Below are 26,444 nucleotides of genomic sequence, written 5' to 3'. Positions count from 1 at the left end.
CCTCAAGAGCGCTGGTTTTGCCTAGAGCCCGTCATTGCGAGCGAAGCGAAACAATCCAGGGCCGCGATGCGGCGCTGGATTGCTTCGTCGGCTCCGCCTCCTCGCAATGACGGCGGTGAGTCCCTGTGTGTCCGGCGCGAGCGTCGGGGATGGCGCCGAACCAATCGAGCGGCTCTCGTATGACTTGGGAGGGCGTCTGTCTGGATGGCGCGGCCTTCAGAGGATGAAAGAGCCGCCCTGCCGCAGATTGCCGCGCTGCATGCGCGCGATCGGAACGATGACGCCTGGCGTGATGACGCGCGCGTCGCCGGGGCCATACAGGGCGCACGCCGAAAAGCGTTTGGAAGCATGGTACCGCCACCCCGGCTCGAACGGGGGACCCCCAGATCCACAATCTGGTGCTCTAACCAACTGAGCTATGGCGGCCCGAAGCGGCGCGAACCTATTCGCTCGCGGCGGGGATTGCAAGCGCTCCTGCAATCACGTCGCGTAATTGGCCGTGAGGCCAGGCGGTTAGCGGCTGCGGCGCGGCGTGAGCGCCCTTTCTCCCAGCCTCACCAGCGCGGCGCGCAGCGATTCTTCGGCGACGCCCTCCGTCGCCTCGGCCGCCCGCGCCCGTACGGCGGGGTCCGCGGGCGCCATTTTGGGGCGGGTTTGCGCCGCCCGTTGCGCCAGCGCCTGCTGCCGGAGCGTCACCCTGGAGACGCAGCGCCAGCCGAGATGGGCGTTGATCCGGTCGATGATGGCCGGAGCCATATGCTGGATCTCGAGGCTGAAACCCGGTTCGACGCGCAGAATGAGCGACGCCGGCTCCTGCGCCTTGTCGGGGGAGGGCTTGCGGCCCCGGGCCGGCCATTGCAGGCGCTCGGGCGCGCAGATGTCGGCGATGCGCGCGCCGACGATCTCGCGCCATTGCATCAGGAGCGACGCCTCGCCGAAGCCCTTTTTGGCCACGAGCGGGTCGACCTGCTTGAGCACATATTCGGCGAGCGGGCGGGCGAAGACGCCTTTCTTGCGCGGCGCGGCGCTCATGCGGCCTTCTCCCTTGCTTTGCCGCAGCGGCGGCGCCAATGGCTCTGTCTCGATGATAAAGCCTCAAGCCAAACGGCGAAAGCGGCCCGAGGGCGCGGCGCCGGCCGAAACGCTGCTGGCCTGGTACGACGCCCATCGCCGCGATCTGCCGTGGCGCGCGCCGCCGGGACGGCGGGCGGACCCTTACGCCGTCTGGCTGTCGGAAATTATGCTGCAGCAGACGACCGTCGCGACGGTGGAGGGCTATTTCGAGAAATTTCTTGTGCGTTGGCCGACGGTCGAAGCGCTCGCCGAGGCGCCGCTGGAGGATGTGCTCGCGGCCTGGGCGGGGCTCGGCTATTACGCCCGCGCCCGTAATCTTCACGCCTGCGCGGGAAAAGTGGCGCGCGACCATGGCGGCCGGTTTCCGGCGCGCGAGGCGGCGCTGTTAGACCTGCCCGGGGTCGGGCCCTATACGGCGGCGGCCATTGCAGCCATCGCCTTCGACGCCCCCTGCGCCGCAATCGACGGCAATGTCGAGCGGGTGATGACGCGGCTTTACGCGATCGAGACCCCCGTGCGCCAGGCGAAGCCGCTCATCCGGGAGAAGACGCAGGCGCTTCTCCCTGCCGCCCGCGCGGGGGATTTCGCCCAGGCGCTGATGGATCTCGGCGCCACGGTCTGCACGCCGCGCGGGCCGCTGTGCGGGCTTTGCCCCTGGGCGCAAAATTGCGCCGCTTGTCGCGCGGGCGCGCAGGAGGATTACCCCGTCAAGGAGAAGAAGGCGGAAAAGCCGAAGCGGCGCGGGGCCATTTTCATTCTCAGCCGGGGAGAGGAGACGCTGCTGGCGCGCCGCCCGCCCAAAGGGCTTTTCGGCGGCATGAGCGCCTTTCCCGCAACGCCCTTCAGCCGGGACGTCGGCCCGGACGAATGGCTCGACTTCGCGCCATGCCCTGCGGAATGGCGCGCGCTCGCCGAGCCGGTCGCCCATGTCTTCACACATTTCGCGCTCAGGGCTACTGTTTTCGTGGCGCGAACCGAGGCGGCGCCTAGGTTCGGCGCCGATTGCCGCTGGGCGGCGCAGCGCAATCTAGGTAAGGAAGGCTTGCCCACGCTCATGCGCAAGGCCGCCGCAGCGGCTGGGCTTTTCGACGATTAGAGCGCATTCCGCAAACAGACTGTTGCGACAAGAATGCGCCGTTTTTTTAGGGGCGCGGCTGATGGCGCGGGCGAAGATCAAGGTCGAGATGACGGAGGGCGCGATCCGCGTCCATCAGGACGGGCGCACGCTGACGATTCACGCGGAGGCGCCCGACGCCGAGTCCGGCGAGGAGACGGATTTCGTCGTGCGTCTCGATGAGATCGACACTTGGGACGCCCCCGATCAGGACAAGGAAATTCCCATTGACGATTTGCAGAGGATTCTCGACGCGGTGGAGAAGGAACTCGCCAAGCACGGGCTGACCGTAGATTTCGACTGATATAAGATCCGCTCGATTGGTTCGGCGCCATTCCCGACGCTCGCGCCGTTTGGACACACAGGGAATCGCCGTTCATTGCGAGGAGGCGGAGCCGACGAAGCAACCCAGGGCCGCATCGCTGCCCTGGATTGCTTCGCTTCGCTCGCAATGACGGGCGCGGACGGCGTCCCGCTCCGTTATCCAGCCCACCCCAGCGAGCGCTCGACCGCCTTCTCCCATGAGGCGACGAGCCGCGCCCGCTCTTCACCCGACATCGCCGGCTCGAAGCGCTGCGAGGCGCGCCAATGGGCGGCGATATCCTCCAGGCTCTTGAAGACGCCGACGGCGAGGCCGGCCGCATAGGCCGCGCCGAGCGAGGTCGTCTCCAAATGGCGTGGCCGCACCACCGGCGCGTCGAGAATATCGGCCTGAAACTGCATCAGCAGATCATTCGCGGCCATCCCGCCATCGACTTTCAGCGCGCCGATAGCGACGCCGGAGTCCGCCGTCATTGCCGCGAGAACCTCGCGCGTCTGATAGGCGGCGGCCTCCAGCGCGGCGCGGGCGATATGGCCCTTGTTGGAAAAACGGGTGAGGCCGGCGATGATCCCGCGCGCGTCGCCGCGCCAGCGCGGAGCGTAGAGGCCGGAGAAGGCCGGCACGAAATAGACGTCGCCATTATCGGGAACGGTTTTCGCCAGCGCCTCGATCTCGGGGCTTTTCTCGATGAGGCCGAGATTGTCGCGCAGCCATTGCACCAGCGCCCCTGCGATGGCGATGGAGCCTTCGAGCGCATAGACGGGCTTGGCGTTGCCGAGTTGATAGGCGAGCGTTGTCAGCAGGCCGGCAGTCGAAACATGCGGCGTCCCGCCCGTGTTCATCAGCAGGAAGCAGCCGGTGCCATAGGTGTTCTTGGCGTCGCCGGGTTCGATACAGGCCTGCCCCAGAAGCGCCGCGTGCTGATCTCCGAGCGCGCCCGCGAGCGGAACGCCTTCTAGCGGCCCCGCGCAATCGCCATAAACCTCGCTCGACGAGCATATCTGCGGCAGGCAGGCGCGCGGGACGCCGAAGAGCGCGAGCAGCTCCTCGTCCCATTGCAGCGCCGAGAGGTTCACGAGCTGCGTGCGGGCGGCGTTTGTGGCGTCGGTGATGTGGCGGCCGGTCAGGCTCCACAGGAGCCAACTATCCATCGTCCCGAAAAGGGCCTCGCCGCGCTCGGCCTTTGCGCGCGCGCCGGGGACATTCTCCAGCAGCCAGATGAGCTTCAGCGCCGAGAAATAGGTCGCGAGCGGCAGACCGGTTTTCATCCGCACCAGCTCGCCGACGCCTTGCGCCAGATATTTATCGACGAGCGGCTGCGTGCGCGTATCCATCCAAACCAGCGCGTTATGAAGCGGCGCGCCCGTCGCGCGGTCCCACAACAGACAGGTCTCGCGCTGATTGGTGACGCCGACGGCCGCGAGGTCCTTTGGCAAAAGCCCGGCCTTTTCCAGCGCCCCTTCGACTGCGAGACAGGCGTTGGCGCGAATCTCGGCCGCATCATGCTCCACCCAGCCCGGGCGCGGATAAATTTGCGCATGTTCACGCTGGTCGAAGGCGAGAATTTCGCCTGCCGCGTCGATGACCGTGAAGCGCGTGCTGGTCGTGCCCTGGTCGATCGCGCCGATGAAACGCCGCATGGAGCGCCTTTCTGAATCCTTGCTGAACGGCCGCTTAATGCTTAGTTCAAGACCGCTGCGCCACTCTCCCCCACCTTAGACTGGGCGAGGCGCCCTTTTGGCTCCAGGAGAATGCCTCATGAAATTGGTTACCGTCAAAACGCTCGCTGGACTGGCCGTCGCCGGCGGGCTGGCCTTCGGCCTTTCGTCGGCTCAGGCCATGCCGGCCCTGGACCCTGGCGTCGCCGTCGGCGGCGGGCCAAAGGTCGAAAAGGTTTGGTGTGGGCCCTATGGCTGCCGCCCTGGCGGACCGGGTTATGGTTATGGCTGGCGCCCGCGCCCCCCGGTTGTCTACGGCTATGGACCGCGTCCGCGTCCTCCAGTCTATGGCTATGGACCGCGTCCGCGTCCCCCGGTCTACGGCTATGGGCCGCGCCCGCGCCCCCCGGTCTACGGCCCGCATCCGCGTCCCTGGGGGCCGGGCTACTGAGCCGGACAGGCTTCTTTCGAAAGAAACGCACAGACAGGCCGCGACGGTTTCGTCGCGGCTTTTTTTTGCGCCATCTTTGCTTAGCGTGGAAGAGTTCCAAATTTCATATCGGCGGCACGTCGATTGCGATTTTGCCCGTGACCGCCAGAGCCATGTCGGGAAACCGACACTGACGGGTTGCAAAACGAGGGAAGCTTTGTAAGCTACTGATGTAAAACGTAGTTTGCAATCTTTCCAAACTGGGCGAAGCCATGATCGTTTGCTCCTGCAACGTCCTCTCCGACCGCGACGTGCGCGAATCTCTCAGCGCGCGCGCCGATCGTCCCTCCGTGGGGGCGGTATTCCGCAGCATGGGCTGTGAGGCGAAATGCGGACGCTGCGTGCGCAGCATCGTCGCGCTTGTCGATCAGCACGCCACGGCGAGACTGGACGAATGTCGCGGAACGAGCGATTGTGATAGCTGCCGCGCCGACGGTTTGGCGGCGTGAGTTTAAGAAACATGGAAAGGGATTGCGCATGCGCGGCGACGCGAAGGTTATCGAATATCTCAATCGCGGGCTTCGCGCCGAGCTGACGGCGGTCAACCAATATTGGCTGCATTATCGCATTTTCGACAATTGGGGTTTCAAGGAGCTGGCCGAGAAATGGCGTAAGGAATCGATCGAGGAGATGTATCACGCCGATCATTTCACAAAGCGCATCCTTTTCCTCGAAGGCTTCCCGAATATGCAGGTGCTCGACCCGCTGCGCATCGGCCAGACCGTCGAGGAGATCATCGCCGCCGATCTCGCCACCGAGTCGGACGCTCGCAAGCTGTACATAGAGGCCGCCGTTTATTGCGACTCCGTGGACGACCGCGTGTCGATGGAGCTTTTCGAGAGCATCATCAAGAGCGAGGAAGGACATATCGACTTCCTCGAGACCCAGCAGGAGCTGATCCGGCAGCTCGGCGTGCAGCTCTACAGCCAGAAGCATATGGGCGGGCTTTCGTCCTAATGGGATGCGTGCGCAGGCGGCCTGTGGGTGGCCGCCCGCGCAAGCGCGCCGGCCCAGAAATATCGGGGTTTCAGGAGTATTTTTTCGGTCCGTAGGGGGCGTCTGCGAGTTCAGGCGATCTGCGGGAGTAATACGGAGCTGCCAAACGCTCCATGCGCACAATATGTGTCTTGCTTCCCGACGCGCATGGACCGGATGTGACCACCTATCTTTACGACGCGCCCGCGTCTCAATCGCGACAATCGCTTGCGACGCAATGGCGTCGCGCCGAAGCCGTGGGCCTTGCGATCGACCAGGCTTTCACCGAGCAGGAGGCGGACGTCCCCACGGAGCGCCGTCCTGTCTACGACAAGCTCAAAGCGGGAGACACGCTCGTCGTCAGCGGAGTCGGCTGCCTCGGCGAAAGCTACGCTGAAATAACCGACGCGATCCGCGATCTCATGCGCCGGCGAATCTGCGTGCGGTCTATAAATGACAATCTGACCTTCGATGGTCGCGTTGCGGATGCCGGAAAGCAGGCGTCGCGGGATTCGCTGATCGCTTTCGCCGCCGCGGCGGCGGAGACCCAGAAGACCGCAAAGCGCGCGGCGCAGACGCGTCAGGCGCTCGTCGAAGAAGTTTCAGCGCCCGAGCCGGTAGGAAAGGACCGTCACGGGCCGGTCCTGCAATTCGGCGTCGTCGCCGCCCAGCTTTCCGCTCTTGCCGTGGCGGCCTATTTGGCGAGCTTCGTGTCGCCCAAGCTCAGTCGGCATTCCCCCGCTTCGCCGCCGGCTCAAATGGCCGCGCTCGATCGCCAGAGAGCGGAGGCGCCGCTCCCTCCGCCCGCCGATTTTCGGGAAATACCAAGGGAAAAGCCTGCCATCGTTGCGAGCGATAGCAACAATCAGGAGGCGTCAGGCGACGCCCGGCAATCCCTTGGGATTTCTCCGGAGCGGGAGCAGGAGATTTTTTCGACTGTCGGCGATTGGCGATCGGCGCGCGTCAAAGACGCGTCTTTCGCCATCGCCGCCGGAGCTATCGTTCCGCGTGGCGTCCGACTCGCCATTTTCCCGCGCCGGCTGGTCGCGCGCGAGGCGGTATTGCGCGGCTATCGATTCATCGTCTCGGGACAACGGATCGGCGTCGTCGACCCCACCAGTCGGCAGATCGTCGCCATTTTGAAGAAGGAATGAGGCAGGGCCGCAGGCGTTATCCCATTTCCATTTGAACAGCTCGACGGGGATTTGTCATTCACGGCGGGCCGAAAGCCCGACCGAATCCAGAGCCCAAAAAGCGCTGGTGTTGCTCTGGATTCCCGATCGCTCGCTCAAGCGAGCGTCGGGACCCCCGTCATTGCGAGCGTAGCGAAGCAATCCAGGGCCGCAATAGCTGTTCTGGATTGCTTCGTCGCTACGCTCCTCGCAATGACGGAGACGCTGGGCGCCACTTCAGCACGGGCTCGCGCACTAGATCGCCCAGCAAGCGCTAACCTTGCTCTGGATTCCCGATCACTCGCTTCGTGAGCAGATCAATCAAGCACTTCCATATTACTCCATCACCGCTGCTTTCAGAATGCACACCATGGTCGCCTGCGCCTGCGCCTTGCCGATGTTGCGGATGATGTGCGGACGGTCGCAGCGATAGCGCAGCGTCTCGCCGGCCTTCACCGTCTCCTTGACGCCGGCGACCTCCACCTCCAGCTCGCCTTCGCGCACCGAGAGGCTTTCGACCGAGCCGCGCTGATGGGCGTCCGATTCGAGCGCGCCGCCCGGATCGGCGGAGAGCTCGTAGGATTGCAGCCATTCGACCGTCTTGATCCAGCCGATGATCGCCAATCGGCATTTGCCGTCGTCGGAGACGAGGATCGGCGTATCGGCTTTGCTGGTTTTCTCGAGGAAAGGCTCGTCTTCCGTCGTTTGAAGCACGCGCTCGATCGAGACGTCGAGCGCCTGCGCCAGACGCCAGATGGTGGCGAGCGTCGGGTTCGTCTCGTTTCGCTCGATCTGGCTGATGATCGACTTGGCGACGCCCGACTGCTGAGACAATTCCGAGAGCGAGAGATTATAGGCCTTGCGTAGCCGCTGGACGGTGGCGCCGAGCTGACCCGAGAGCGCCAGCGCGCCCGCTTCGAGAATCTTGTGTTTTTCTTTCCCTTCGACGCCCATTGCGTTCACGCCGCCCCGGCCGGCTCCCTGTTTTGAGTCGGCCGGCATAATATCCGCTTTTGTTCGAAATATCGAACGCGGCATGCAGGCGCTGTGTAAATTTTAGACGCCGATCGGCTTTAGCCGTCAGGCCGCGACTTGCGCCGGGTAGCCGGCGTCTGTGATGGCCTTCGCCAGCGCCTCGGGGTCCTTCGGCGTCGGCGAGACGTCGACCCTGCCGCTGGCGAGATCGACCTTCACATCCGCGCCGGGCTCGACCGCCTGCACCGCTTTGGTGACATGCTTGACGCACATGTTGCAGGTCATGTCTTGCACATTGAAAGTGGTCATTCTTTCCTCCTTCTGATTGGTGTTTAATGAGGCGCTCTCGTCATTGCGAGCGGAGCGAAGCAATCCAGAGCCGTGATGAGCCTCCTGGGTCGCTTCGTCGCTGCGCTCCTCGCGATGACGGGGAGGCGCCTCTGCGATGACCGGCGGCTGTAACCTGCGCAGACGTAGCGCATTGGTCAGCACAAAAACGCTCGAAAGCGCCATGGCGCCGGCGCCGAGCATGGGCGAGAGCTGCACGCCATTCACCGGATAGAGCGCGCCGGCCGCGACAGGAACGAGCAGCGCGTTATAGCCGAAGGCCCAGAAGAGATTCTGCTTGATGTTGCGCATCGTCGCGCGCGACACCGCCAGCGCCGCAGGCACTTTGGCGAGATCGCCCGACATCAGCACGACGTCGGCGGCTTCGATGGCGATGTCCGTGCCCGTGCCGATGGCGATGCCGGCGTCCGCTGCGGCGAGCGCCGGGGCGTCGTTCACGCCGTCGCCCACAAAGGCGATCTTTTCGCTCTCGCGCAGCCGTTCGAGCGCGGCGACCTTGCCGTCGGGCAGGACGCCCGCGATCACTTCGTCGATGCCGAGCCGCCGCGCAATGGCGTTGGCGGTGCGCGCCTCGTCGCCGGTGATCATGGCGGTTTTGACGCCGATGGCGTGCAGCGCGTCGATCGCGGGCTTGGTGGTGGGCTTCAAATCGTCGGCGACGCAGAGGATCGCCCGCGTCTCGCCATCCACCGCGAGATAGAACGGCGTCTTGCCCTCGTCGGAGAGCGCGGCGGCGTCTGTCTCGAAGGCCGTCGTATCGAGGCCCAGCGAGGCCATATAGCGCGCGGCGCCAATGACGACCTTCCGCTTATCGACAAGGCCGGCGACGCCCATGCCTGAAACAGACTCGAACTGCTCGGCCGCTGGTACCGCTAGCCCACGATCCTTCGCGGCGGCGACGATCGCCGCGCCGACGGGATGCTCCGACTGCGCCTCGACGCTCGCCGCTAGCCGCAGCAGCGCCGCTTCGTCTTCGCCGGGCGTCGGGATCAGATCGGTAAGGCGCGGCTTGCCGAAGGTCAGCGTGCCGGTCTTGTCGAAGGCGATGAGCGTCACGTCTTGCAAGGTTTGCAGCGCCTCGCCTTTTCGGAACAACACGCCCAGTTCCGCCGCGCGCCCGGTGCCGGTCATGATGGCGGCCGGCGTCGCGAGCCCCATGGCGCAGGGGCAGGCGATGATGAGCACGGCGACGGCGCTGACCAGCGCATAAGTGAGCCGCGGCTCGGGGCCAATCGCCATCCAGACGACGAAGGTGATCGCAGCGATGGCGAAGATCGCCGGCACGAAGACGGCGGTGACGCGGTCGACCATCGCCTGAATGGGAAGCTTCGCGCCCTGCGCCTGCTCCACCATTCGGATGATGCCGGCGAGAACCGTATCGGCGCCGACCCGCGTCGCGCGGAAGGAGAAGGCGCCGGAGCCGTTCACCGTCGCGCCCGTGACAGTGGCGCCGATGGTTTTCGCGACCGGCGCGGGCTCGCCCGTCACCATGGATTCGTCGACATAGGAAGCGCCCGCCGTCACCACGCCATCGGTGGGGATACGTTCGCCCGGCCGCACTAACACAATATCGCCGACGCGCACGTCGTCGATGTCGACATCCGCTGTCTCGCCGTCGCGTTCGACGCGGGCGGTCTTGGGCTGCAGCTTCGCGAGCGCGCGAATGGCTTCCGAGGTGCGGCCCTTGGCGCGCGCTTCGAGAAAGCGGCCGAAGAGGATGAGCGTCACAATGACCGCCGCCGCCTCGTAATAGACATAGACCGCGCCGGCCGGCAGAAGCTGCGGCAGGAAGGTCGCGACGAAGGAATAGAGATAGGCGCTGAGCGTGCCGACCGCGACGAGCGCATTCATATCCGGCGCGCCGCGCAGCAGAGCCGGAACGCCTTTGACGAAGAAGACAGCGCCCGGCCCGAAGAGGACGAGCGTCGCGAGCAGGAAGGAGAATTGGCGCACCAACTCCTCGCCGATCGTCATCATCGTCCAATGATGAAAGGAGGGCACAAGGTGGCCGCCCATCTCGACGATGAACAGCGGCGCGCTCAGTACGGCGGAGAGGATGAGATTGAAGCGCAGCGTCTTCATTTCCGCCTCGCGCCTAGCGCGTTCGCGGTCGGTCGCGCCGGCGTCGGTCTCGATGCGGCGCGGCTCATAGCCGGCCTCTGTAATGGCGCGACGCAGGCGCTCGGCGAGGCCGGGGCCGGAGAGGGCGCGCACGCTCGCGCGCTCGGTGGCGAGATTGACGCTCGCCTCCAACACGCCCGGAACGCTTTTGAGCGCCTTCTCGACATGGGCGACGCAGGAGGCGCAGGTCATGCCGCCGACGCCGAGCTCGATCGTCTCGATGACGGGCTCGTATCCGGCGTCCGCCACCGATTTGGCGATCGCCGCCGGATCGGCGCCCGGCGCCAGCGCGACATCGGCGCGTTCGGTCGCAAGATTGACGCTCGCCGAGGCGACGCCGGGCGTTGCCGTGAGCGCCTTCTCGACATGCGAGACGCAGGAGGCGCAAGTCATGCCGCGCACGTTGAAGTCGAACCGCGTGGTCTCGGCGCTCAACTATTCCTCCTTCAAAGCCAGCGACGCGTGCGCGCCATATAGGCCCGGTAATCATTTCCAAATTTTGCTGCGAGATGCCGTTCCTCCGGCTCGACGGCGAGCTTTTGCAGCCCGAAGGCGAGAAGCGGCGTCAAAAGCACGGTGAAGGGCGAGCCGATGAGAAGCCCGACGCCCAGAACAACCGCGACATGTGAAATGTAGATGGGGTTGCGCGACCAGCGGAAGGGGCCATCGGTGACGAGATGCGCGGCGGCGCGGTGCGGCAGGATCGTCGTCTTGTGACGCGCGAAGGCTTGGGCGCACCAAATGTCATTGGCGAGCGCGAGCGCGATAATGACGCCGCCGAGGAGCGGGGCGCCGGGGAAGGCGACCAGCCCCGCAAAGGCGCCGCCGCTCGCGCGGTCGAGCGCGAGACCGGCGAGAATCGTCAGCGCAATTAAGATCGGCGGCCAGGGCGCGCGGGCGGGCGGGGCGTCGGGAGAGGGCATGATCGGAACTCCGAGCGCCCCTAACATCGCGAGACGAGCCCGAATTTTCAACCCCGCGCCCAAGCCGGGCCCCTGGACCGCTGGCCTTCAGGCCCGCATTCTCGAAGCGAGCCTGAAGGCTCGCGGTCCAGGGGCCCGCGGTCCATTGACCCCATTCGCGCCAGTCTTTACCAAACCCCTCGAAATCAGGGAGCCACACGTGGCGGAGACGCTCGAGCCTTACAAGGCGGACCTTGCCGGCCTCGCCGCGCGCGACCGGCTGCGGACGCTCGCGCCGCGCGCCGGGCTCGACTTCGCCTCCAACGACTATCTGGGCCTTGCCGAGTCGCGCGAGCTCTCGGCCGCCGCGGCGGCTGCGGTCGCGCGCGGCGTTCCCGTGGGCGCCGGCGGCTCGCGGCTGCTGCGCGGCAATCACCCGGAGCACGAGGCGCTGGAGGCGCAGGCTGCGCGCTTCTTCCACGCCGAAAGCGCGCTGTTCTTCGGCGCGGGCTTCTCGGCCAATGAGGCGCTGCTGTCGACGCTGCCGCAGCGCGAGGATATGATCTTCTACGACGCGCTCATTCATGCGAGCGCGCATGACGGCATGCGGCTCTCCCGCGCGCCCTGCGCCGCCTTCGCGCATAATGACGTCGGCGCGCTCGGCTACGCGATTGTTGGCTGGCGCGCGAAAGGCGGCAAGGGGCGTCCCTGGATCGCCGTCGAAAGCCTCTACAGCATGGATGGCGACATCGCGCCGCTCCACGAGCTGATGGCCTTGGCGGACCGCCATGACGCCTTTCTGCTGATCGACGAAGCCCATGCGACCGGCGTCTACGGCCCCGGCGGCCGTGGCCTCGCTGCGGGTTTCGAGGGGCGGGAGAATGTGATTTCGGTTCATACCTGCGGCAAGGCGCTCGGCGCCTCGGGGGCGCTGGTCTGTCTTACCGCGCCGCTGCGTGATTTTCTCGTCAACCGCTGCCGCAATTTCATCTTCGCGACCGCGCCCTCGCCGCTTGTCGCGGCTTGCGTGCGCGCCGCCTTGAAGATCGTCGAAAGCTCGGAGGATCGCCGCGCCGCTTTGCGCGACCGCGTTGCGCTCGCGGGCCGCGAGTTGCAGCGCCTCTGCGGCGTTGCGCCGTCCGGCTCGCAGGTGCAGCCGGTTATTGTCGGCGCAGATGCTTTGGCGATGTCGCTTGCGTCGCGGATGCGCATGCGCGGCTATGATATTCGCGCCATTCGCCCGCCGACTGTGCCGGAAGGAACGGCGCGTCTGCGGCTATCGCTGACGCTGAACGTCAGCGCAGCGCAGACCACGCAAATGATCTCGGATCTCGCCGAAGAACTCGCGAAGGCGAAGGCGTGACGCGCCGCTTCGTGATCGTGGGGACGGATACGGGCGTCGGCAAGACGATCTTCTCGGCCGGGCTCGTGCAGGCGCTCGGCGCCACTTATTGGAAGCCCGTGCAGGCGGGGCTCGACGAGGAGACGGATTCGCAGACTGTGGCGCGGCTCTCGGGCGCGCCGCAAGAGCGCATTCTTCCCGAAGCCTGGCGCTTACGGCTTCCCGCCTCGCCGCATATCGCCGCGCGCGCTGAAGGCGTGGAGATAGACGCCGCGCGTCTCGCGCCGCCAGATGTTGCGGGCCCACTCGTCATCGAGACGGCAGGCGGCGTGATGGTTCCGCTCACGGATAATATCCTGACGATCGATGTTCTGGCGCTTTGGCGCCTGCCTGTCATTTTGGTGGCGCGCACGCGGCTCGGTACGATCAATCATTCGCTCCTGACGATCGAAGCCTTGCGCCATCGCGATATCGCCATTCATGGCGTCGCCTTCGTAGGCGAGGAAGAGCGGGCGGCGCAAGATACGATCGTGCGCATCGGCGAGGTGAAGGCGCTCGGGCGCCTGCCGCGCCTTCCCGTCTTGTCGAAAGAATCGCTGCGCGCGGCTTTCGACGCGGCCTTCTCGCGAACGGATTTCGAATAGATGAGCATCGTCACCGATTCGCCTGTGTGGCGCCCGTTCACGCAACACGCTTTGCAGCCGGGCGCCTATAAGATTGCGCATGCCGAAGGCGCATGGCTGACGGCGGAAGACGGAACGCGCTTTCTCGACGCCATCTCCTCATGGTGGGTCATCACCCACGGCCATCGTCGCCCTGAGATCATGGCGGCGATCCGCAAGCAGACGGAGACGCTCGACCAGATCATCTTCGCGGGCTTCACCCACGAGCCTGCGGAAGCGCTCGCGCGCCGTCTCGTCGAGATCACGCAGCCGGGGCTCGATTACGTCTTCTATTCAGACAGCGGCTCGACGTCGGTCGAGGTCGCAATCAAAATGGCGCTCGGCTATTGGCGCCATCGCGGCGAGACGCGCGCGCGCGTGATCGCGCTAGAGCATGCCTATCACGGCGATACGGTCGGGACCATGTCGGCCGGCGCGCGCTCGGTCTTCAACGCGCCTTACGAGCCCTTGCTCTTCGACGTCGCGCGCGCGCCTTTTCCGCATGCGGGCGCCGAGCAGGACACGCTCGACGCGCTGGAGAAGTTTTGCCGCGAGGGCGCGGCGGCCCTTATCGTGGAGCCGCTGATCCTCGGCGCCGGCGGCATGTTGACCTACAGCGCGCAAGTGCTGCGCGAGATGAAGCGCATCTGCGAAGAATACGGGACGCTGTTCATCGCCGATGAAGTGATGACGGGCTTCGGCCGCACGGGAACGCTTTTCGCCTGCGAGCAGGCGGGTATCGTGCCCGACATCGCCTGCTATTCGAAAGGCCTTACCGGCGGCGCTGCGCCGCTCGCCGTCACCATGTGCAAGCGCGAGATTTACGACGCGCATTATGCGCCGGACCGCGCCCGCGCCTTTTTCCACTCGAGCTCCTACACCGCCAATCCGATCGGCTGCGCCGCCGCCTTGGCCAATCTGGAAGTGTGGGAAAAGACGGACGCGCGCGCGCGCGTCGCAAATCTCTGCTCCTTGCAGGCCGAACGCGCGGCGCGCTTTGCGCAAGACTCACGCTTCTCGTCCGTGCGTCAGCTCGGCACGATCGTGGCGCTCGATATGAAAGTCGCGCAGAGCGGCTATCTCGCCACCATCAGCCTCGATCTCATGCGCTTCTTCAATGCGCGCGGATTGCTGCTGCGCCCGCTCGGGCCGACGATCTATGTGCTGCCGCCTTATTGCGTGACGGGCGAGGAGCTGGATCTCGTTTATGCGGGGATCGACGAGGCGGCGCGCCAATTTGGAGGGTGACCCCCTCCCTGTCCCTCCCCCGCCATAGGGCGTCTGCAAGACGCCCGTCTCTCGACGGGCTATGGCGGGAGAGGGGGCGCTCACGATCAACCTTCTGGATGAAGGCCACGACCTACTCCCTCTCCCGCGAAGCGGGGGAGGGCTGGGGAGGGGGCCTATGCCTGCTCCTCATTGGCCGCCGCCTTGGGCCGCGCGAAATATTCGTCGCGTAGCGCGCGGCGCAAAATCTTCCCCACATTGGTTTTCGGCAAGGAATCACGAAACTCGTAGAAGCGCGGCACCTTGTAGCCGGTGAGCCGCTCATGGGCGAAGCGGCGCAGCTCGTCGGCTGTAAGGCTCGGATCGCGCGCCGTGACAAAGGCCATGGGCGCTTCGCCGGAATGGGCGAAGGGCACGCCGATGACGGCCACCTCCTTCACTTTCGGGTGTTCGGCGAGCGCCGCCTCCACCTCATTGGGATAGACGTTGAATCCCGAGACGAGAATAATGTCCTTCAGGCGATCGACGATCTTGAACATGCCGTCCGGCTGCATGACGGCGACGTCGCCGGTCTTGAAGAAGCCGTCGGAGGTCATTGCCTTGGCGGTCTCGTCGGGGCGGCGCCAATAGCCCGGCGTCACCTGCGGGCCGCGCGCCCAGAGTTCGCCGCGCTCGCCAAAGGGCGCCGCGTCGCCATGCTCGTCGCGCAGCGTGATCTCGGTCGAGGGAAGGGGGTAGCCGATGGCGCCGGTGAACTCCGCAATGTCTGCGCGGTTGACGGTCAGGATCGGCGACGTCTCGGAGAGGCCGTAGCCTTCGACGATCGGTTTTCCGCTTATCGCCTTCCATTTTTGCGCGACGACCTGCTGTGTCGACATGCCGCCGGAGATGCTCATCTTGAGATTGGAGAAATCGACATCCCTGATACGCGGGTGATCGGCGAGAGCTGCATAGAGGGTGTTCACGCCCGAGAAGACGGTGAAGCGGGCGTTGCGCACCGTCGCGATAAGCCCCTTGAGGTCGCGCGGATTGGCGATGAGCAGGCAGCAGCCGCCCGCACGCATCGTCAGCATGCAGCAGGCCGTGAGCGCGAAGATGTGATAGAGCGGCAGCGCCGTCACCATCACATGCGGGCCGGTCGGTCCGAGATAGGAGTCGAGCCAGGCCCAGGTCTGCTCGACATTGGCGGCGACGTTGCGGTGGAGCAAAATCGCGCCTTTGGCCACGCCTGTGGTGCCGCCCGTATATTGCAGAAAGGCGACGTCCTCAGGCGCGACCTGGGCCGGTGTGAACGGACGCTTGCCGCCTTCGCGCAAAACCTCGGCGAAGGACAGGCTCTCTGGAATTGCATAAGCGGGAACCGCCCTCTTGACCTGCCGGGAGACGAAATTCACGAGGAAGCCTTTCAGCCCCATGAGATCGCCGGGCGCGACGATGATCGCCCGTTCGACTTTCATGCGCGGCCAGGCGGCTTGCGCGGTATGTGCGAAATTTTCGAAAACGAAGAGGAAACGCGCGCCGGCGTCGTTGATCTGGAATTCGAGCTCGCTCGGCGTATAGAGCGGATTGACGTTCACGACGACGCCCCCCGCCAATAAAACGCCGAAGAGGATCGCCGGATAGGCGAGAACATTGGGCGACATGATGGCGACGCGATCGCCTTTCTCCAGCCCTTGTCTTTGCAGCCAGGACGCGACGGCTTCGGCGGCGCGGGTCAATTCGCGATAGCTGAGCCGTGCGCCGAAGCTTTCCATCGCCGGACGATCGGCATAGGCGGCGGCGCTTTTGCGCAGGAGATCGACGAGGGTCGAACGGCCTGGGTCGATCGTGGCCGGAACGCCCGCCGGATAGGAAGCGAGCCAGGGCCGCGTCGCATAGGGGTCGTGCTGTTGCTCTGCGCTCGTCATTTTCCACCCTCGAAAATAGGAATCGTGTCGCAATTCGAACGGTCTGGCGCCGAATCGTTTTCTGCAATGAAAATAGCGCGTGTGTCAGCCGTTTAACGGCGGCCGAGCCGCGAGAATTGTGCTGCGGCGCACGAAATTTACGATGCGCTGCAAGAAGCGCCCATGCCGGCGAGCAATGCGAGGCCGAGGCCAAATACCAGAAGCGCGGCGAGAAGCTCGGCCGTGCGCGCCACGATCGCCATGCGCCGCGCGCCGCCGCCGCTGACTCGCAGCGCCAGGTCCTTGGCGTAGACGGCGACGGCGGCGAGCGCGCCTGTCGTCACGGCTGTGCCCGCCGACATCGCCAGAACCGCGCCGGCGCCCGCCGCCAGCGTCTCCTGCGACAGCGTAAAGACCAGAATGAGAATGGCGCCGGAGCAAGGCCGCAATCCCGCCGCGAACACGGTCGCGAGAGCGTCTCCCCAGCGAAAGCCCGGGCCGGAGAGCGTCGCTGGATCAGGCGCGCAGCCGCAGCTCGGACCATGCGTGTGGCTGGGATCGTCGATCGCTTCGCACAGGAACCGGCTGGAGCCGCTCGCAGCGGCGACGGCCACGGCCGGTTGGCGCAGAGCGGCGAGAAGGCCAGAGCCTTTGGACCATAGGAGCTTCGCGCCGAGCGCGGCGATGGCGAGATAGCTTGCGATCTCGATGACGCGCGCGGCGTTGGTCATCTGGCCCGCCGTGGCGCGGAAGACGAGCGCCACGACGAGGACCAGCGCAATCGCCACCACGCCCTGCAGCAAAGCGGCGAGGGCGGCCAGCGTCAGCCCGCGCTTCAGTTGCACTTCATTGGCGACCATGTAGGAGGTCAGCACGGCCTTGCCGTGGCCGGGCCCGGCGGCGTGAAAGACGCCATAGGCAAAGCTTGCCGCGGCGAGGGCGAGAAAGGCGGAGGGGTCGGTTTTCAGCGCGCGCGCGGCCGCCTGCAGCTCGGCGTTGAACTTGCCTTGCCACGCCAGCATGAGGCCGGCGAAGCCCCCGGCGCCGCAGGCCGTCTCGCCGGCGCCAATGGCGAAGGGATGGCGCTGGGCGGCCGCGGGCTCGATGGCGCAGATCGCCAGCGCCAGGGCGGCGACCGCGAGAAACCCCAACCGCCGCGGCGTCACGGGCAGGCCACGATGGCGCGGGTCGCGAGCTTCACGCCGAAATCGGCGCCGGGCGACATGTTCTGGAAAAAGGCTTCGCTCAGCTTCTGATTATCCGTCGCGACGAGCGGCGCCGGCTCGACGAGGCTGATCGAACAGCCGCTCGGCGCTTGCGCGAGCTTGACGGGGTCTTTCTTCTCAAAGGCGAAGGCGACGAAATAGGTCGGGTCATAGACCTGAAAAGAGAAGGGTTTTTTTGCGGGGACAGGCGTCTCGAGCGGCAAGAAGAAATGCAGCGTCACGATCTTCTTGTCGTTCGCCTCCAGATAGACGCCCTCCGGCGGCTTGAAGGCGGCCTTGGCGCCGTTCTGCTTCGCATAAGTGAAATAGTCGAACTCGGCGAGCGACTCGACATTGGTCTTGGCGAGCGGCGCAAGCTCCTCCCGTGTGGGCGGCTTGCCGCCCTTGCCGAGCCCCTGGACGGCGAAGGCCGAATACATTTCGTCGAATTCCCAGGCGTGGCGCACGCCCAGAATCTTCCCCTCGGGGCCGAAGACCGTCTCGCTGCGGACGGCGACCCAGACATGCGGGTGAGCTTGCGCGACGGCGACCCAGGCCAGGGCCAAAGCGGAAAGAAGAGTGATTTTGAGGGGTTTCATGTCTGTTCCGACTAGGGCTGGAAATCGGCGAAAACAGGGCGCGCCGCCAGCCCCTGTGCGTCTCTCTATATGGGTTCTTGAAAACATTATTCGCTCTGTCATAAAATACGAGCATGGAGAGCCGCGCCTCCCTGGGGCGCCAGCGGATGGCCATTGGATGAGAGATAGGCGGCGGCTCGCGCCTTGCGATTGGGCTCTCGGAGAGAGGGCTTCTATGCTCGTTCCTAGTCGTCATTGCGTTCGTCGCGCGTAAGCCAAGCGCGCGCCCTTTCGCGCAGGAGAGTTGTTGTATGGCGGATCACGTCGCCGGCGCCTTGAACCCCGGCTCCGCCTTCGCCGAGGCTAGGCTCTCGGACCGTTTCGACCTTGCCCGAGACCGCGTGCTGATCACCGGCACGCAGGCTATTGTGCGCTTGCTGTTGATGCAAAAGGAGCGCGACCGCCGCGCCGGGCTCAATACCGCGGGCTTCATCACCGGCTATCGCGGCTCGCCGCTCGGGGGCGTCGACGCCCAGATGCACAGGGCGAAAGCCCTCTTTGACGCCAATGACATTCTCTTCATGCCGGGCCTCAACGAGGATCTCGCCGTCACCGCCGTCTGGGGCGCGCAGCAGGCCGAGATGCGCGGCGAAGGCAAATATGACGGCGTTTTCTCCATCTGGTACGGCAAGGGGCCGGGCGTCGACCGCAGCGGCGATGCGCTCCGCCATGTCAATCTCGCGGGCTCATCGCGTTTTGGCGGCGCGTTGGCGCTCATGGGCGACGATCACACCGCCGAATCTTCGACGACAGCGCATCAGTCCGACTTTCATTTCGTGGATGTGATGATGCCGATCCTCTCGCCCGCCGGCGTGCAGGAGATATTGGATTATGGCGTTTACGGCTTTGCGATGTCGCGCTTCGCCGGCGTGTGGGTCGGCTTGAAGCTTCTGAAGGACACGGTGGAGTCGACCGCCTCGATCGACGCGTCTCTCGATCGCGTGCAGCCGCTCATCCCGGAGGATTTCGTCCTGCCGCCTGGCGGGCTCAATATCCGCCCGGGCGATCCCGTGCTCGCGCAGGAGGAGCGGCTGCAGGAAAGCAAGCGCGACGCCATGCTCGCCTTCATCCGCGCCAATCGTCTGAACAGGATCATTACCTCGGGCGGCGCGAATCCGAAGATCGGCGTCATCACCGTCGGTAAATCCTATCTCGACGTAAGACAGGCGCTCGACGATCTCGGCGTCGACGAGGCGCGCGCCAATGATCTCGGCTTGCGCCTCTATAAGATCGCCGCGCCCTGGCCGCTCGAACCCAAGGGGTTGCACGACTTCGCGCGCGGCCTCGACCTCATCATGGTCGTGGAGGAGAAACGCTCGCTCATCGAGGTGCAACTGCGCGAGGAGCTTTACGGCTCGGCGCATCAGCCCGTCTGCATCGGCAAGAAGGACGAACGCGGCGAGTGGCTCTTTCCTGTAAAGGGCGCGCTCGACGCCAATGACATCGCCATCGCCATCGGCCGGCGGCTGCTGAAATACCATCCCTCCGAAGAACTCGACGCCCGCGTGCGGCGGCTGGAGCGCTTGCAGGACCGGCGCAAGACGATGACCGACGTCACGGTGCGCGTGCCGCATTTCTGCGCCGGCTGCCCGCATTCGACCTCGACCCATGTGCCGGAAGGCGCGCGCGCCTATACGGGCATCGGCTGCCATTACATGGCGCAATGGATGGGCCGCTCCACCGAGGGCTACACCCATATGGGCGGCGAGGGCGCCAATTGGATTGGCGAGGCGCCCTTCTCGACGCGCAAGCATATGTTCCAGAATCTGGGCGACGGCACCTACAATCATTCGGGGTCGCTCGCCATCCGCTTCGCCGTCGCGGCCAAGACGAACATCACCTTCAAGATTCTCTATAACGGCGTCGTCGCCATGACCGGCGGCCAGAAGCACGAAGGCGAGCTGACCGTCGAGTCGATCGTGAGTCAGGTCGCCGCGGAAGGCGTGAAAAAGATCGCACTCGTTTCCGACGAGCCCGAAAAATACCCGCCGAGTATCGCCTGGCCGCCGGGTCTCACCATCCACCACCGCAACGTCCTCAACGAGGTTCAGCGCGAGCTTGCGCAGACCGAGGGCGTCACGGTTCTCATCTACGATCAGACCTGTGCGACCGAGAAGCGCCGGCTGCGCAAGCGCGGACTCTTCCCCGACCCCGACGCGCGCGTCATCATCAATGAGCTGGTGTGCGAGGGCTGCGGCGATTGCGGCACGGCGTCGAACTGCGTCGCCGTGCAGCCGGTGGAGACCGAATTCGGCCGCAAGCGCCGCATCGACCAATCCGTCTGCAACAAGGATTTTTCTTGCCTGGAGGGCTTCTGCCCGAGCTTCGTGACGGTGCATGGCGGGCGCATGAAGAAGGCGCCGCTGCCGACGAAAGAGGACGCGAGCGGCCAGCCGGCGCTTCCTGAGCCCGCTATCGCTGACATCGGCGAAACGCCTTACGGCATTCTTATCGCGGGGCTCGGCGGCACGGGCGTCGTGACGATCTCCGCCCTTCTCGGCATGGCGGCGCATCTTGAAGGCAAGGGCGTCGGCGTCATCGACATGGCCGGCCTCGCGCAAAAGGGCGGCGCCGTCTATTGCCATGTGAAGATCGGCCGCACGCCCGCCGAGGTGCACGCCATCCGCATCGCCGCAGGCGAAGCGAATTTGTTGCTCGGCTGCGATCTGGTCGTCGCCGGCGCCAAGCACGTATTGGCGACCGTGGAGCAGGGCAAGACGCATGTGCTCGTCAACAGCGCGGAGGTCTTCCCCGGCGATATCGAGCGCAATCCCGATTTCGTTCTACCGTCGGAGGAGGTCAGGCAGGCCATCCGCCGGGCCGGCGGGCCCGACGCCACTTTCATCGACACCACGGCGCTCGCCCAGACGCTGCTCGGCGACTCGATCGCCGCTAACGTCTTCATCCTCGGCTACGCCTGGCAGAAAGGCTATCTGCCGCTCTCGGAGGCCGCCATCCTGCGCGCGATCGAGCTTAACGGCGAATCCGTGCCGATGAATCATTCGGCTTTCCTCTGGGGCCGTCGCGCCGCGCATGACATGAGGAGCGTCGAGGCGGTGGTTGAGTCGCTGCAACGTCCGACGCAGACGCGCGAGCGCTCCAAGACGCTCGAAGAGGTGATCGAGCGCCGCGCCGCCTATCTCACCGATTATCAGAACGAGGCCTATGCCGCGCATTACCGCGCCCGTGTCGCGGCGGTCGCCCAGCTCGAAAAGGCGCGCGTTCCCGGCGCGCAGCAATTGGCCGAAGCCGTCGCGCGCTATCTCTTCAAGCTCATGGCCTTCAAGGACGAGTTCGAAGTCTCGCGCCTATATACGACCGAAGCCTTCCAGCGCCAGCTTTCCGAGACTTTCGAAGGCGATCTCAAGCTCGAACTGCATCTCGCGCCGCCGATCCCCTTCCTGCAGCGGAAGACGGACTTCGGCGGTTCGCGCAAGATCACCTTCGGCCCCTGGATGTTCAAGGTGATGCAGGTTCTCGCCAGACTCAAATGGCTGCGCGGCTCCTTCTTCGACTTCACGCGCTTCAATCATGATCGCATCGTCGAGCGGCGGCTGCTGGCGGAATATGAGGCGCTGATCGATGAGCTTCTGACCTCGCTGACGCCGGAGAACCACGCTGTCGCGGTGGCGCTCGCGCGCGTTCCCGAGAAAATCCGCGGCTTCGGCAATGTAAAAGCGCGCCATATCGCGGCCGCCGACGTCGAGCGCGAGAGGCTCCTCGCCGAACTCCGCAGCCCGCCCGCCGTGAAGCTCGCCGCAGAGTGAACGCCGCAGTGAAATCGGCCGGCAATCCGAGAACATCCCCGCCGTCATTGCGAGGAGCCGAAGGCGACGAAGCAATCCAGAGCCACGACGCGGCTCCTGGTTTGCCGCGCTTCGCTCGCAATGACGGAGGTCGCCGCCGCATCCTTCTGCTGGCCGGAACGAGCGAAGCGCGCGCGCTCGCCGAGCGCATCGCCGCCGAGGCGCGCGACGACGCCATCGCCTCTCTTGCCGGCCGCACCAGTGCGCCGATCGCGCTCGCCTTGCCCACGCGCGTCGGCGGCTTTGGCGGGGTAGAGGGGCTGAAGCGTTATCTAGTCGATGAGCGCATCACGCATGTCGTCGACGCCACCCATCCTTTCGCCGCGCAAATCTCCGCCAATGCACAGGCTGCCTGCGCTTCGTTCGGCCTGCCGCTGGTCGTCTATGCGCGGGAACCCTGGCGGCCCATAGCCGGCGATCGCTGGATCGAAGTCGACAGCAACGCAGCGGCGGCGCAAGCGCTCGGCGCTGCGCCCCGCCGCGTCTTTCTCACTATCGGCCGGCAGGGCGTCGCGGATTTTCGCGCCGCGCCCCAGCATGCGTATCTGCTGCGTGTGATCGAGCCGCCCGAAACAAGCGACCTTCCGCCTAAATGCGCGGTGATGTCCGCGCGCGGCCCGTTCACGCGCGCCGATGAAATCGCGCTCATGCGCGAAAAACGCATCGATGTCGTCGTCAGCAAGAACAGCGGCGGCGCGCTCACCTACGCCAAGATCGAAGCGGCGCGCGCGCTTGGGCTGCCCCTCGTCATGATCCAGCCGCCGTCGCGCGCGGGCGCCGCCATCGCGCATAGTATCGACGCTGTCATGGCGCTGCTCGCATCATGAGCCGCGTCTTGATGATCCAGGGCACGGGGTCCGACGTCGGCAAGTCGCTCATCGTCGCAGGGCTCGCGCGCGCCTTCGTCAATCGCGGCCTCAGGGTCGCGCCCTTCAAGCCGCAGAATATGTCGAACAATGCGGCGGTGACGGCCGATGGCGGCGAGATTGGCCGCGCCCAGGCGCTTCAGGCGCGCGCGGCGAGGCTCGCGCCCACCGTCGACATGAATCCGGTGTTGTTGAAGCCCCAGGGCGTGAACGGCTCGCAAATCGTGGTGCGCGGAGTCATCGCTGGGCAGGCGAAGGCGCGCGAGTATCAGGACTGGAAGCCGCGCCTGAAGCCCGCCGTCATGGAAAGCTTTGCGCGCCTCAAGGCGCAAAGCGATCTCGTCATTGTCGAAGGCGCCGGCAGCGCGGCCGAGATCAATCTGCGCGCCAATGACATCGCCAATATGGGCTTTGCACGCGAAGCCGACGCGCCCGTCATTCTCGTCGGCGATATCGACCGGGGCGGCGTCATTGCGCAGCTCGTCGGCTGCAAGGCGGTGCTCGATCCGCAAGACGCGGCGATGGTCCAGGGCTTCATCGTGAATAAAATGCGCGGCGACGCCTCCCTGTTCGATGACGGCATGCGCTTCATCGGCGCGCGCACCGGCTGGCGGGCTCTGGGCCTCGTTCCCTATTTCGATGCCGCCACAAGGCTGCCGGCCGAGGACGCCTTCGGCCTGCGCGCCGCGCGCGGCAACAAAAGCAATGGCGTCATCATCGCCGTTCCGCTGTTGCCGCATATCGCTAATTTCGACGATCTTGATCCGTTGAAGGCGGAGCCCGGAGTTGATCTCCGACTCATTCCGCCCGGCGCGCCTTTGCCGGCGGAGGCGGCGCTCGTCATTCTTCCGGGCTCCAAGGCGACAATCGCCGATCTTGCGGCGCTACGCGCCAATGGCTGGGATATTGACCTTCTCGCACATGCGCGGCGCGGCGGGCGCGTCTTCGGCATATGCGGGGGCTATCAAATGCTCGGCCGCATGATTTGCGATCCGCAGCGCATGGAAGGCGATGTGGCGCAAGCGGCAGGGCTCGGCCTGCTCGACATAGAGACGACGCTCACGGAGAAGAAGACGCTGACGAGCGTCACGGGTCAGGCGATCGCGTTCGACGCGCGCTTCCATGGCTACGAAATGCACATAGGCGAGACCTCGGGCGAAGATTGCGCGCGGCCGCTCTTGCGTTTCGATAGCGGTCGCCTCGACGGTGCCATATCACGCAATGGCCTCGTCATGGGCGCCTATGTGCACGGCCTCTTTTCCGACGACGCCTTTCGCGCGGCGTTCTTGCGATGGGTCGGCGCCGAGGCGTCGCCCCTGCGCTTCGAGGACATGGTCGAGGAAACGCTCGACGCGCTCGCAGCGCATTGCGAAGCGCATATCGACCTCGACGCCCTGTTGGAGATTGCGCGATGAGCGCGCATGCCCCGCTTTCTTCCCCGATTGCGCATGGCGGCCGCCTCGACGCTGCGCGCCGCGCTTATCCGCATGCGCCCGAGCCGTGGATCGACCTCTCGACGGGGATCAATCCCAATCCTTATCCCTTGCCGGTGATCGCGCCTGAAGCCTGGATGCGGCTCCCTGATGAGGCGGCTTTCGCAAATCTGGACGCAGCCGCGCGCACGGCTTATGGCGCGCCGCGAGATTGCGCGATCGTCGCGGGCGCCGGCGCACAGGCTTTCATTCAGTTGTTGCCGCGCGTTTTCCCGGCGCATCGCGTCGGCGTGCTGGGCTTCACTTATGCGGAGCACGGAGCCTGCTGGGCCGCTAACGGCGCAAAGGTCGAGACGGTTGCGACGATCGAAGAACTCGCGGGCTTCGACGTCGCGGTCATCGTCAACCCGAATAACCCTGACGGCCGCATTGCTTTCCCGTGCGACCTTGGCCTGCTGGCGCAAGAGATGACGCGCAAGGGCGGATTGCTCATCATCGACGAATCTTTCATGGATTTCACGCCTGAGCACAGCGCGACGTCGCTCGCGTCGCTGGAAGGCGTCGTCGTGTTGCGTTCGTTCGGAAAGGCCTATGGGCTTGCTGGCGTGCGGCTCGGCTTCGCGCTATGCGCGCCCGCCCGCGCGGCGATTCTGCGCGCGGCGCTCGGTCCCTGGGCGGTCTCCGGCCCTGCGCTCGCGATTGGCGCTGAAGCGCTCGCCGATGTGCGATGGCGCGCCGCCGCCGCCGCCGGCTGCGCAGCCGAGGCCGAGCGTCTCGATGCGGCGCTGGCGCGCGCCGGGTTTGAGCTCCTCGGCGGCGCGTCGCTGTTCCGACTCGTCCGTCGCGACACGGCGCCGGATTGGTTCGCGCGGCTGTGCGAGAAGGGCGTCCTTGTGCGGGCCTTTCCCGAGCGGCCGGACTGGCTGCGGTTCGGACTCCCCGGGAGTGAGCCGGCCTGGGCGCGGTTGAACGCCGCATTGGAGATCGGCTGATGGCGGACAATCCGCACGATAAGCCGCCCTTCGACGCGGCCGAGGCCGAGCGCGACATTGACGCCGCTGCGCCATTCGACGAGGCGGAACGCGCGGCGGTCTATCGCGCGATCTATACCCGCCGCGACGTGCGCAACGAATTCCTGGCCGATGACGTCCCACAGGACTTGCTGATTCGCATTCTCGACGCGGCGCACCACGCGCCCTCCGTCGGCTTCATGCAGCCGTGGAATTTCATCGTGATCCGTGACAATTCGGTGCGCGGCGCGGTGCATGAGGCCTTTCTGCGCGGCGCGCAGGCGGAGATCGCCATGCTCGATCCCGAGCGACGCGCGCATTATCGCAATCTCAAGCTCGAAGGCATTTTGAAGGCTCCGGTCAATGTCTGCGTCACCTGCGACCGCAACCGCCACGGCCCGACGGGGCTGGGGCGCACGCAACAGCCCAACACCGATCTCTTGAGCACTGCTTGCGCGGTGCAAAACCTCTGGCTTGCGGCGCGCGTCGAAGGCGTCGGCGTCGGTTGGGTCAGCATCATGCGCGAGGAGGAGCTGCGCACAATTTTGGGAATCCCGGACGAGATTGCCGTCGTCGCTTATCTCTGCGTGGGATTTGTCGAGCGCGCCTATCGGCGCCCGGAGCTCGAAGTGAAACGCTGGGCGTCGCGACTGCCGCTCGAAAGTCTCGTCTTCGAAGATCGCTGGGGAGCGCCTTGTCCGTTCACAAAGGCGCCTTAAATTTCCGTAATAAATCCTTCAGCGAAGGGTCATTCGGCTGTCAACCGCACCTTTAAGCGACGGAAACGACGCTGATTGGAGCGCGGCAATAACCGAAAGATAATCGCGACGCTCCATGTGATGAGCAGCGGAGACCACAAAGATGGCGACGGCGCGATTCGAGCAGCTTTTCGACAAAACGTTCCCGATTGCGAATAATTTGATCCTCACCGTGACAGAAGTGCCCGAATGTGAGGAAGAGCTGATAAAGCTGCTCGAACGCGCCATGCGACGGGGCTTCGACAATCATGCGCGCCTCACGCAGATCCAACTGCCGATGGAGCGCTTCCCTTTCATGGATTCAAAGTTCTGGCACGTGCCGGTCGAGGATTGCGGCGAGGCGCAAGTGCTGCGCTTTTTCTTCGAACAGCCTGAGACCGAGGCGCATTGAGCGCGCGCTCTCGCATCGCTTCCGTTTGAACAGCATCATTGGGCCATGTCATTCCCCGCGGGCTGAAAG

General features: G+C 65.4%; 23 protein-coding genes and 1 tRNA gene. 15 read left to right on the top strand and 9 right to left on the bottom strand.

Features of this window, described 5'->3' with window-relative positions; genetic code table 11:
• Positions 1-349: 349 nt before the first annotated feature.
• Positions 350-426, bottom strand: a tRNA-His gene (locus tag JJT62_RS00280).
• Positions 427-513: 87 nt separating this feature from the next.
• Positions 514-1,032 (bottom strand): DUF721 domain-containing protein, encoded by a 519-nt coding sequence (locus tag JJT62_RS00275; protein WP_202070695.1) that lies wholly within the window; start codon positions 1,030-1,032, stop codon positions 514-516.
• 52 nt (positions 1,033-1,084) lie between these two features.
• Between JJT62_RS00275 and mutY the strand changes: the two genes are divergently transcribed.
• Entirely contained in the window at positions 1,085-2,170 is a 1,086-nt protein-coding gene (gene mutY / locus JJT62_RS00270) for an A/G-specific adenine glycosylase (RefSeq protein WP_202070694.1), read from the top strand.
• Positions 2,171-2,231: 61 nt separating this feature from the next.
• On the top strand, positions 2,232-2,492 hold the full coding sequence (locus JJT62_RS00265) for an Imm74 family immunity protein (protein ID WP_165052061.1): 261 nt from the start codon (positions 2,232-2,234) through the stop codon (positions 2,490-2,492).
• A 176-nt stretch (positions 2,493-2,668) separates the two neighbouring features.
• Here the strand turns inward: JJT62_RS00265 and glpK are convergent, their stop codons facing one another.
• Positions 2,669-4,150, bottom strand: coding sequence for a glycerol kinase GlpK (glpK, locus tag JJT62_RS00260; RefSeq protein WP_202070693.1), 1,482 nt, complete (start codon positions 4,148-4,150; stop codon positions 2,669-2,671).
• Between the two features lie 118 nt (positions 4,151-4,268).
• Here glpK and JJT62_RS00255 point away from each other — a divergent pair, with 118 nt between their 5' ends.
• The 4 genes from JJT62_RS00255 to JJT62_RS00240 all read left to right on the top strand — a co-directional run bounded on the left by JJT62_RS00255 (position 4,269) and on the right by JJT62_RS00240 (position 6,787).
• Complete coding sequence (locus JJT62_RS00255; protein ID WP_202070692.1) at positions 4,269-4,619, top strand: hypothetical protein; 351 nt, start codon at positions 4,269-4,271, stop codon at positions 4,617-4,619.
• 251 nt (positions 4,620-4,870) lie between these two features.
• Entirely contained in the window at positions 4,871-5,107 is a 237-nt protein-coding gene (locus JJT62_RS00250; RefSeq protein WP_202070691.1) for a bacterioferritin-associated ferredoxin, read from the top strand.
• Between the two features lie 28 nt (positions 5,108-5,135).
• Complete coding sequence (gene bfr, locus JJT62_RS00245) at positions 5,136-5,615, top strand: bacterioferritin (RefSeq protein ID WP_202070690.1); 480 nt, start codon at positions 5,136-5,138, stop codon at positions 5,613-5,615.
• Between the two features lie 152 nt (positions 5,616-5,767).
• Positions 5,768-6,787 (top strand): DUF1236 domain-containing protein, encoded by a 1,020-nt coding sequence (locus JJT62_RS00240; RefSeq protein WP_202070689.1) that lies wholly within the window; start codon positions 5,768-5,770, stop codon positions 6,785-6,787.
• A gap of 354 nt (positions 6,788-7,141) precedes the next feature.
• Here the strand turns inward: JJT62_RS00240 and JJT62_RS00235 are convergent, their stop codons facing one another.
• The 3 genes from JJT62_RS00235 to JJT62_RS00225 form a co-directional block, all read right to left on the bottom strand.
• Complete coding sequence (locus JJT62_RS00235; RefSeq protein ID WP_202071482.1) at positions 7,142-7,759, bottom strand: helix-turn-helix domain-containing protein; 618 nt, start codon at positions 7,757-7,759, stop codon at positions 7,142-7,144.
• A 126-nt stretch (positions 7,760-7,885) separates the two neighbouring features.
• The gene (locus JJT62_RS00230; RefSeq protein WP_202071481.1) at positions 7,886-10,642 is read right to left on the bottom strand and encodes a heavy metal translocating P-type ATPase; all 2,757 of its coding nucleotides are present in this window, start codon (positions 10,640-10,642) and stop codon (positions 7,886-7,888) included.
• A gap of 53 nt (positions 10,643-10,695) precedes the next feature.
• Positions 10,696-11,172, bottom strand: a complete 477-nt coding sequence (locus JJT62_RS00225; RefSeq protein WP_202070688.1) for an isoprenylcysteine carboxylmethyltransferase family protein — start codon at positions 11,170-11,172, stop codon at positions 10,696-10,698.
• Positions 11,173-11,371: 199 nt separating this feature from the next.
• Here JJT62_RS00225 and JJT62_RS00220 point away from each other — a divergent pair, with 199 nt between their 5' ends.
• From JJT62_RS00220 to JJT62_RS00210, 3 genes are read left to right on the top strand one after another with little or no spacing between them, the layout of a single operon-like run.
• Positions 11,372-12,514 (top strand): 8-amino-7-oxononanoate synthase, encoded by a 1,143-nt coding sequence (locus JJT62_RS00220; protein WP_202070687.1) that lies wholly within the window; start codon positions 11,372-11,374, stop codon positions 12,512-12,514.
• Positions 12,511-13,137: a dethiobiotin synthase gene (gene bioD / locus JJT62_RS00215; protein ID WP_202070686.1), complete on the top strand. Its 627-nt coding sequence runs from the start codon at positions 12,511-12,513 to the stop codon at positions 13,135-13,137. The genes JJT62_RS00220 and bioD overlap by 4 nt, the downstream gene beginning before the upstream one ends.
• Positions 13,138-14,403: an adenosylmethionine--8-amino-7-oxononanoate transaminase gene (locus JJT62_RS00210; protein WP_202070685.1), complete on the top strand. Its 1,266-nt coding sequence runs from the start codon at positions 13,138-13,140 to the stop codon at positions 14,401-14,403. It abuts the gene before it with no gap.
• 155 nt (positions 14,404-14,558) lie between these two features.
• Here the strand turns inward: JJT62_RS00210 and JJT62_RS00205 are convergent, their stop codons facing one another.
• From JJT62_RS00205 to JJT62_RS00195, 3 genes are all read right to left on the bottom strand, one after another.
• A complete protein-coding gene (locus tag JJT62_RS00205) occupies positions 14,559-16,289 on the bottom strand; it encodes an AMP-binding protein (protein ID WP_202070684.1) in 1,731 nt (576 codons plus the stop codon).
• Between the two features lie 137 nt (positions 16,290-16,426).
• Positions 16,427-17,434 carry a nickel/cobalt transporter gene (locus JJT62_RS00200; protein ID WP_370568458.1) on the bottom strand — a complete coding sequence of 336 codons (1,008 nt, stop codon included), beginning with the start codon at positions 17,432-17,434 and terminating at the stop codon, positions 16,427-16,429.
• Complete coding sequence (locus JJT62_RS00195) at positions 17,431-18,072, bottom strand: DUF1007 family protein (protein ID WP_202070683.1); 642 nt, start codon at positions 18,070-18,072, stop codon at positions 17,431-17,433. The genes JJT62_RS00200 and JJT62_RS00195 overlap by 4 nt, the downstream gene beginning before the upstream one ends.
• Before the next feature lie 290 nt (positions 18,073-18,362).
• On the opposite strand from JJT62_RS00195, the gene JJT62_RS00190 reads away from it, so the two are divergent.
• From JJT62_RS00190 to JJT62_RS00165, 6 genes are all read left to right on the top strand, one after another.
• Positions 18,363-21,878, top strand: coding sequence for an indolepyruvate ferredoxin oxidoreductase family protein (locus JJT62_RS00190; RefSeq protein ID WP_202070682.1), 3,516 nt, complete (start codon positions 18,363-18,365; stop codon positions 21,876-21,878).
• A gap of 101 nt (positions 21,879-21,979) precedes the next feature.
• Positions 21,980-22,744 carry a cobalt-precorrin-6A reductase gene (locus JJT62_RS00185; RefSeq protein WP_246744624.1) on the top strand — a complete coding sequence of 255 codons (765 nt, stop codon included), beginning with the start codon at positions 21,980-21,982 and terminating at the stop codon, positions 22,742-22,744.
• The gene (locus tag JJT62_RS00180) at positions 22,741-24,198 is read left to right on the top strand and encodes a cobyric acid synthase (protein WP_202070681.1); all 1,458 of its coding nucleotides are present in this window, start codon (positions 22,741-22,743) and stop codon (positions 24,196-24,198) included. The genes JJT62_RS00185 and JJT62_RS00180 overlap by 4 nt, the downstream gene beginning before the upstream one ends.
• Complete coding sequence (cobD, locus tag JJT62_RS00175) at positions 24,195-25,208, top strand: threonine-phosphate decarboxylase CobD (protein WP_202070680.1); 1,014 nt, start codon at positions 24,195-24,197, stop codon at positions 25,206-25,208. The genes JJT62_RS00180 and cobD overlap by 4 nt, the downstream gene beginning before the upstream one ends.
• On the top strand, positions 25,208-25,945 hold the full coding sequence (gene bluB / locus JJT62_RS00170; RefSeq protein ID WP_202070679.1) for a 5,6-dimethylbenzimidazole synthase: 738 nt from the start codon (positions 25,208-25,210) through the stop codon (positions 25,943-25,945). Before cobD ends, bluB begins: the two co-directional genes overlap by 1 nt.
• A gap of 142 nt (positions 25,946-26,087) precedes the next feature.
• Positions 26,088-26,375, top strand: coding sequence for a hypothetical protein (locus JJT62_RS00165; RefSeq protein ID WP_202070678.1), 288 nt, complete (start codon positions 26,088-26,090; stop codon positions 26,373-26,375).
• Positions 26,376-26,444: the final 69 nt, after the last annotated feature.

This window comes from Methylocystis sp. Sn-Cys (assembly GCF_016745395.1).
GTDB classification, from domain to species: domain Bacteria; phylum Pseudomonadota; class Alphaproteobacteria; order Rhizobiales; family Beijerinckiaceae; genus Methylocystis; species Methylocystis iwaonis.
Note: the sequence above shows the minus strand (reverse complement) of the source record. Positions and strands in the feature narration are given on the sequence as shown.

Excerpts from the sequence above, each read along its gene's own strand:
- JJT62_RS00235 (WP_202071482.1), bottom strand. The coding sequence starts at position 7,759 with ATGGGCGTCGAAGGGAAAGAAAAACACAAGATTCTCGAAGCGGGCGCG.
- JJT62_RS00250 (WP_202070691.1), top strand. The coding sequence starts at position 4,871 with ATGATCGTTTGCTCCTGCAACGTCCTCTCCGACCGCGACGTGCGCGAA.
- JJT62_RS00265 (WP_165052061.1), top strand. The coding sequence starts at position 2,232 with ATGGCGCGGGCGAAGATCAAGGTCGAGATGACGGAGGGCGCGATCCGC.
- JJT62_RS00210 (WP_202070685.1), top strand. The coding sequence starts at position 13,138 with ATGAGCATCGTCACCGATTCGCCTGTGTGGCGCCCGTTCACGCAACAC.
- JJT62_RS00275 (WP_202070695.1), bottom strand. The coding sequence starts at position 1,032 with ATGAGCGCCGCGCCGCGCAAGAAAGGCGTCTTCGCCCGCCCGCTCGCC.
- JJT62_RS00190 (WP_202070682.1), top strand. The coding sequence starts at position 18,363 with ATGGCGGATCACGTCGCCGGCGCCTTGAACCCCGGCTCCGCCTTCGCC.
- cobD (WP_202070680.1), top strand. The coding sequence starts at position 24,195 with ATGAGCGCGCATGCCCCGCTTTCTTCCCCGATTGCGCATGGCGGCCGC.
- JJT62_RS00165 (WP_202070678.1), top strand. The coding sequence starts at position 26,088 with ATGGCGACGGCGCGATTCGAGCAGCTTTTCGACAAAACGTTCCCGATT.
- JJT62_RS00225 (WP_202070688.1), bottom strand. The coding sequence starts at position 11,172 with ATGCCCTCTCCCGACGCCCCGCCCGCCCGCGCGCCCTGGCCGCCGATC.
- JJT62_RS00240 (WP_202070689.1), top strand. The coding sequence starts at position 5,768 with ATGCGCACAATATGTGTCTTGCTTCCCGACGCGCATGGACCGGATGTG.
- mutY (WP_202070694.1), top strand. The coding sequence starts at position 1,085 with ATGATAAAGCCTCAAGCCAAACGGCGAAAGCGGCCCGAGGGCGCGGCG.
- JJT62_RS00255 (WP_202070692.1), top strand. The coding sequence starts at position 4,269 with ATGAAATTGGTTACCGTCAAAACGCTCGCTGGACTGGCCGTCGCCGGC.
- glpK (WP_202070693.1), bottom strand. The coding sequence starts at position 4,150 with ATGCGGCGTTTCATCGGCGCGATCGACCAGGGCACGACCAGCACGCGC.
- JJT62_RS00180 (WP_202070681.1), top strand. The coding sequence starts at position 22,741 with ATGAGCCGCGTCTTGATGATCCAGGGCACGGGGTCCGACGTCGGCAAG.
- JJT62_RS00230 (WP_202071481.1), bottom strand. The coding sequence starts at position 10,642 with ATGACTTGCGCCTCCTGCGTCTCGCATGTCGAGAAGGCGCTCACGGCA.
- JJT62_RS00195 (WP_202070683.1), bottom strand. The coding sequence starts at position 18,072 with ATGAAACCCCTCAAAATCACTCTTCTTTCCGCTTTGGCCCTGGCCTGG.
- bluB (WP_202070679.1), top strand. The coding sequence starts at position 25,208 with ATGGCGGACAATCCGCACGATAAGCCGCCCTTCGACGCGGCCGAGGCC.
- bfr (WP_202070690.1), top strand. The coding sequence starts at position 5,136 with ATGCGCGGCGACGCGAAGGTTATCGAATATCTCAATCGCGGGCTTCGC.
- JJT62_RS00205 (WP_202070684.1), bottom strand. The coding sequence starts at position 16,289 with ATGACGAGCGCAGAGCAACAGCACGACCCCTATGCGACGCGGCCCTGG.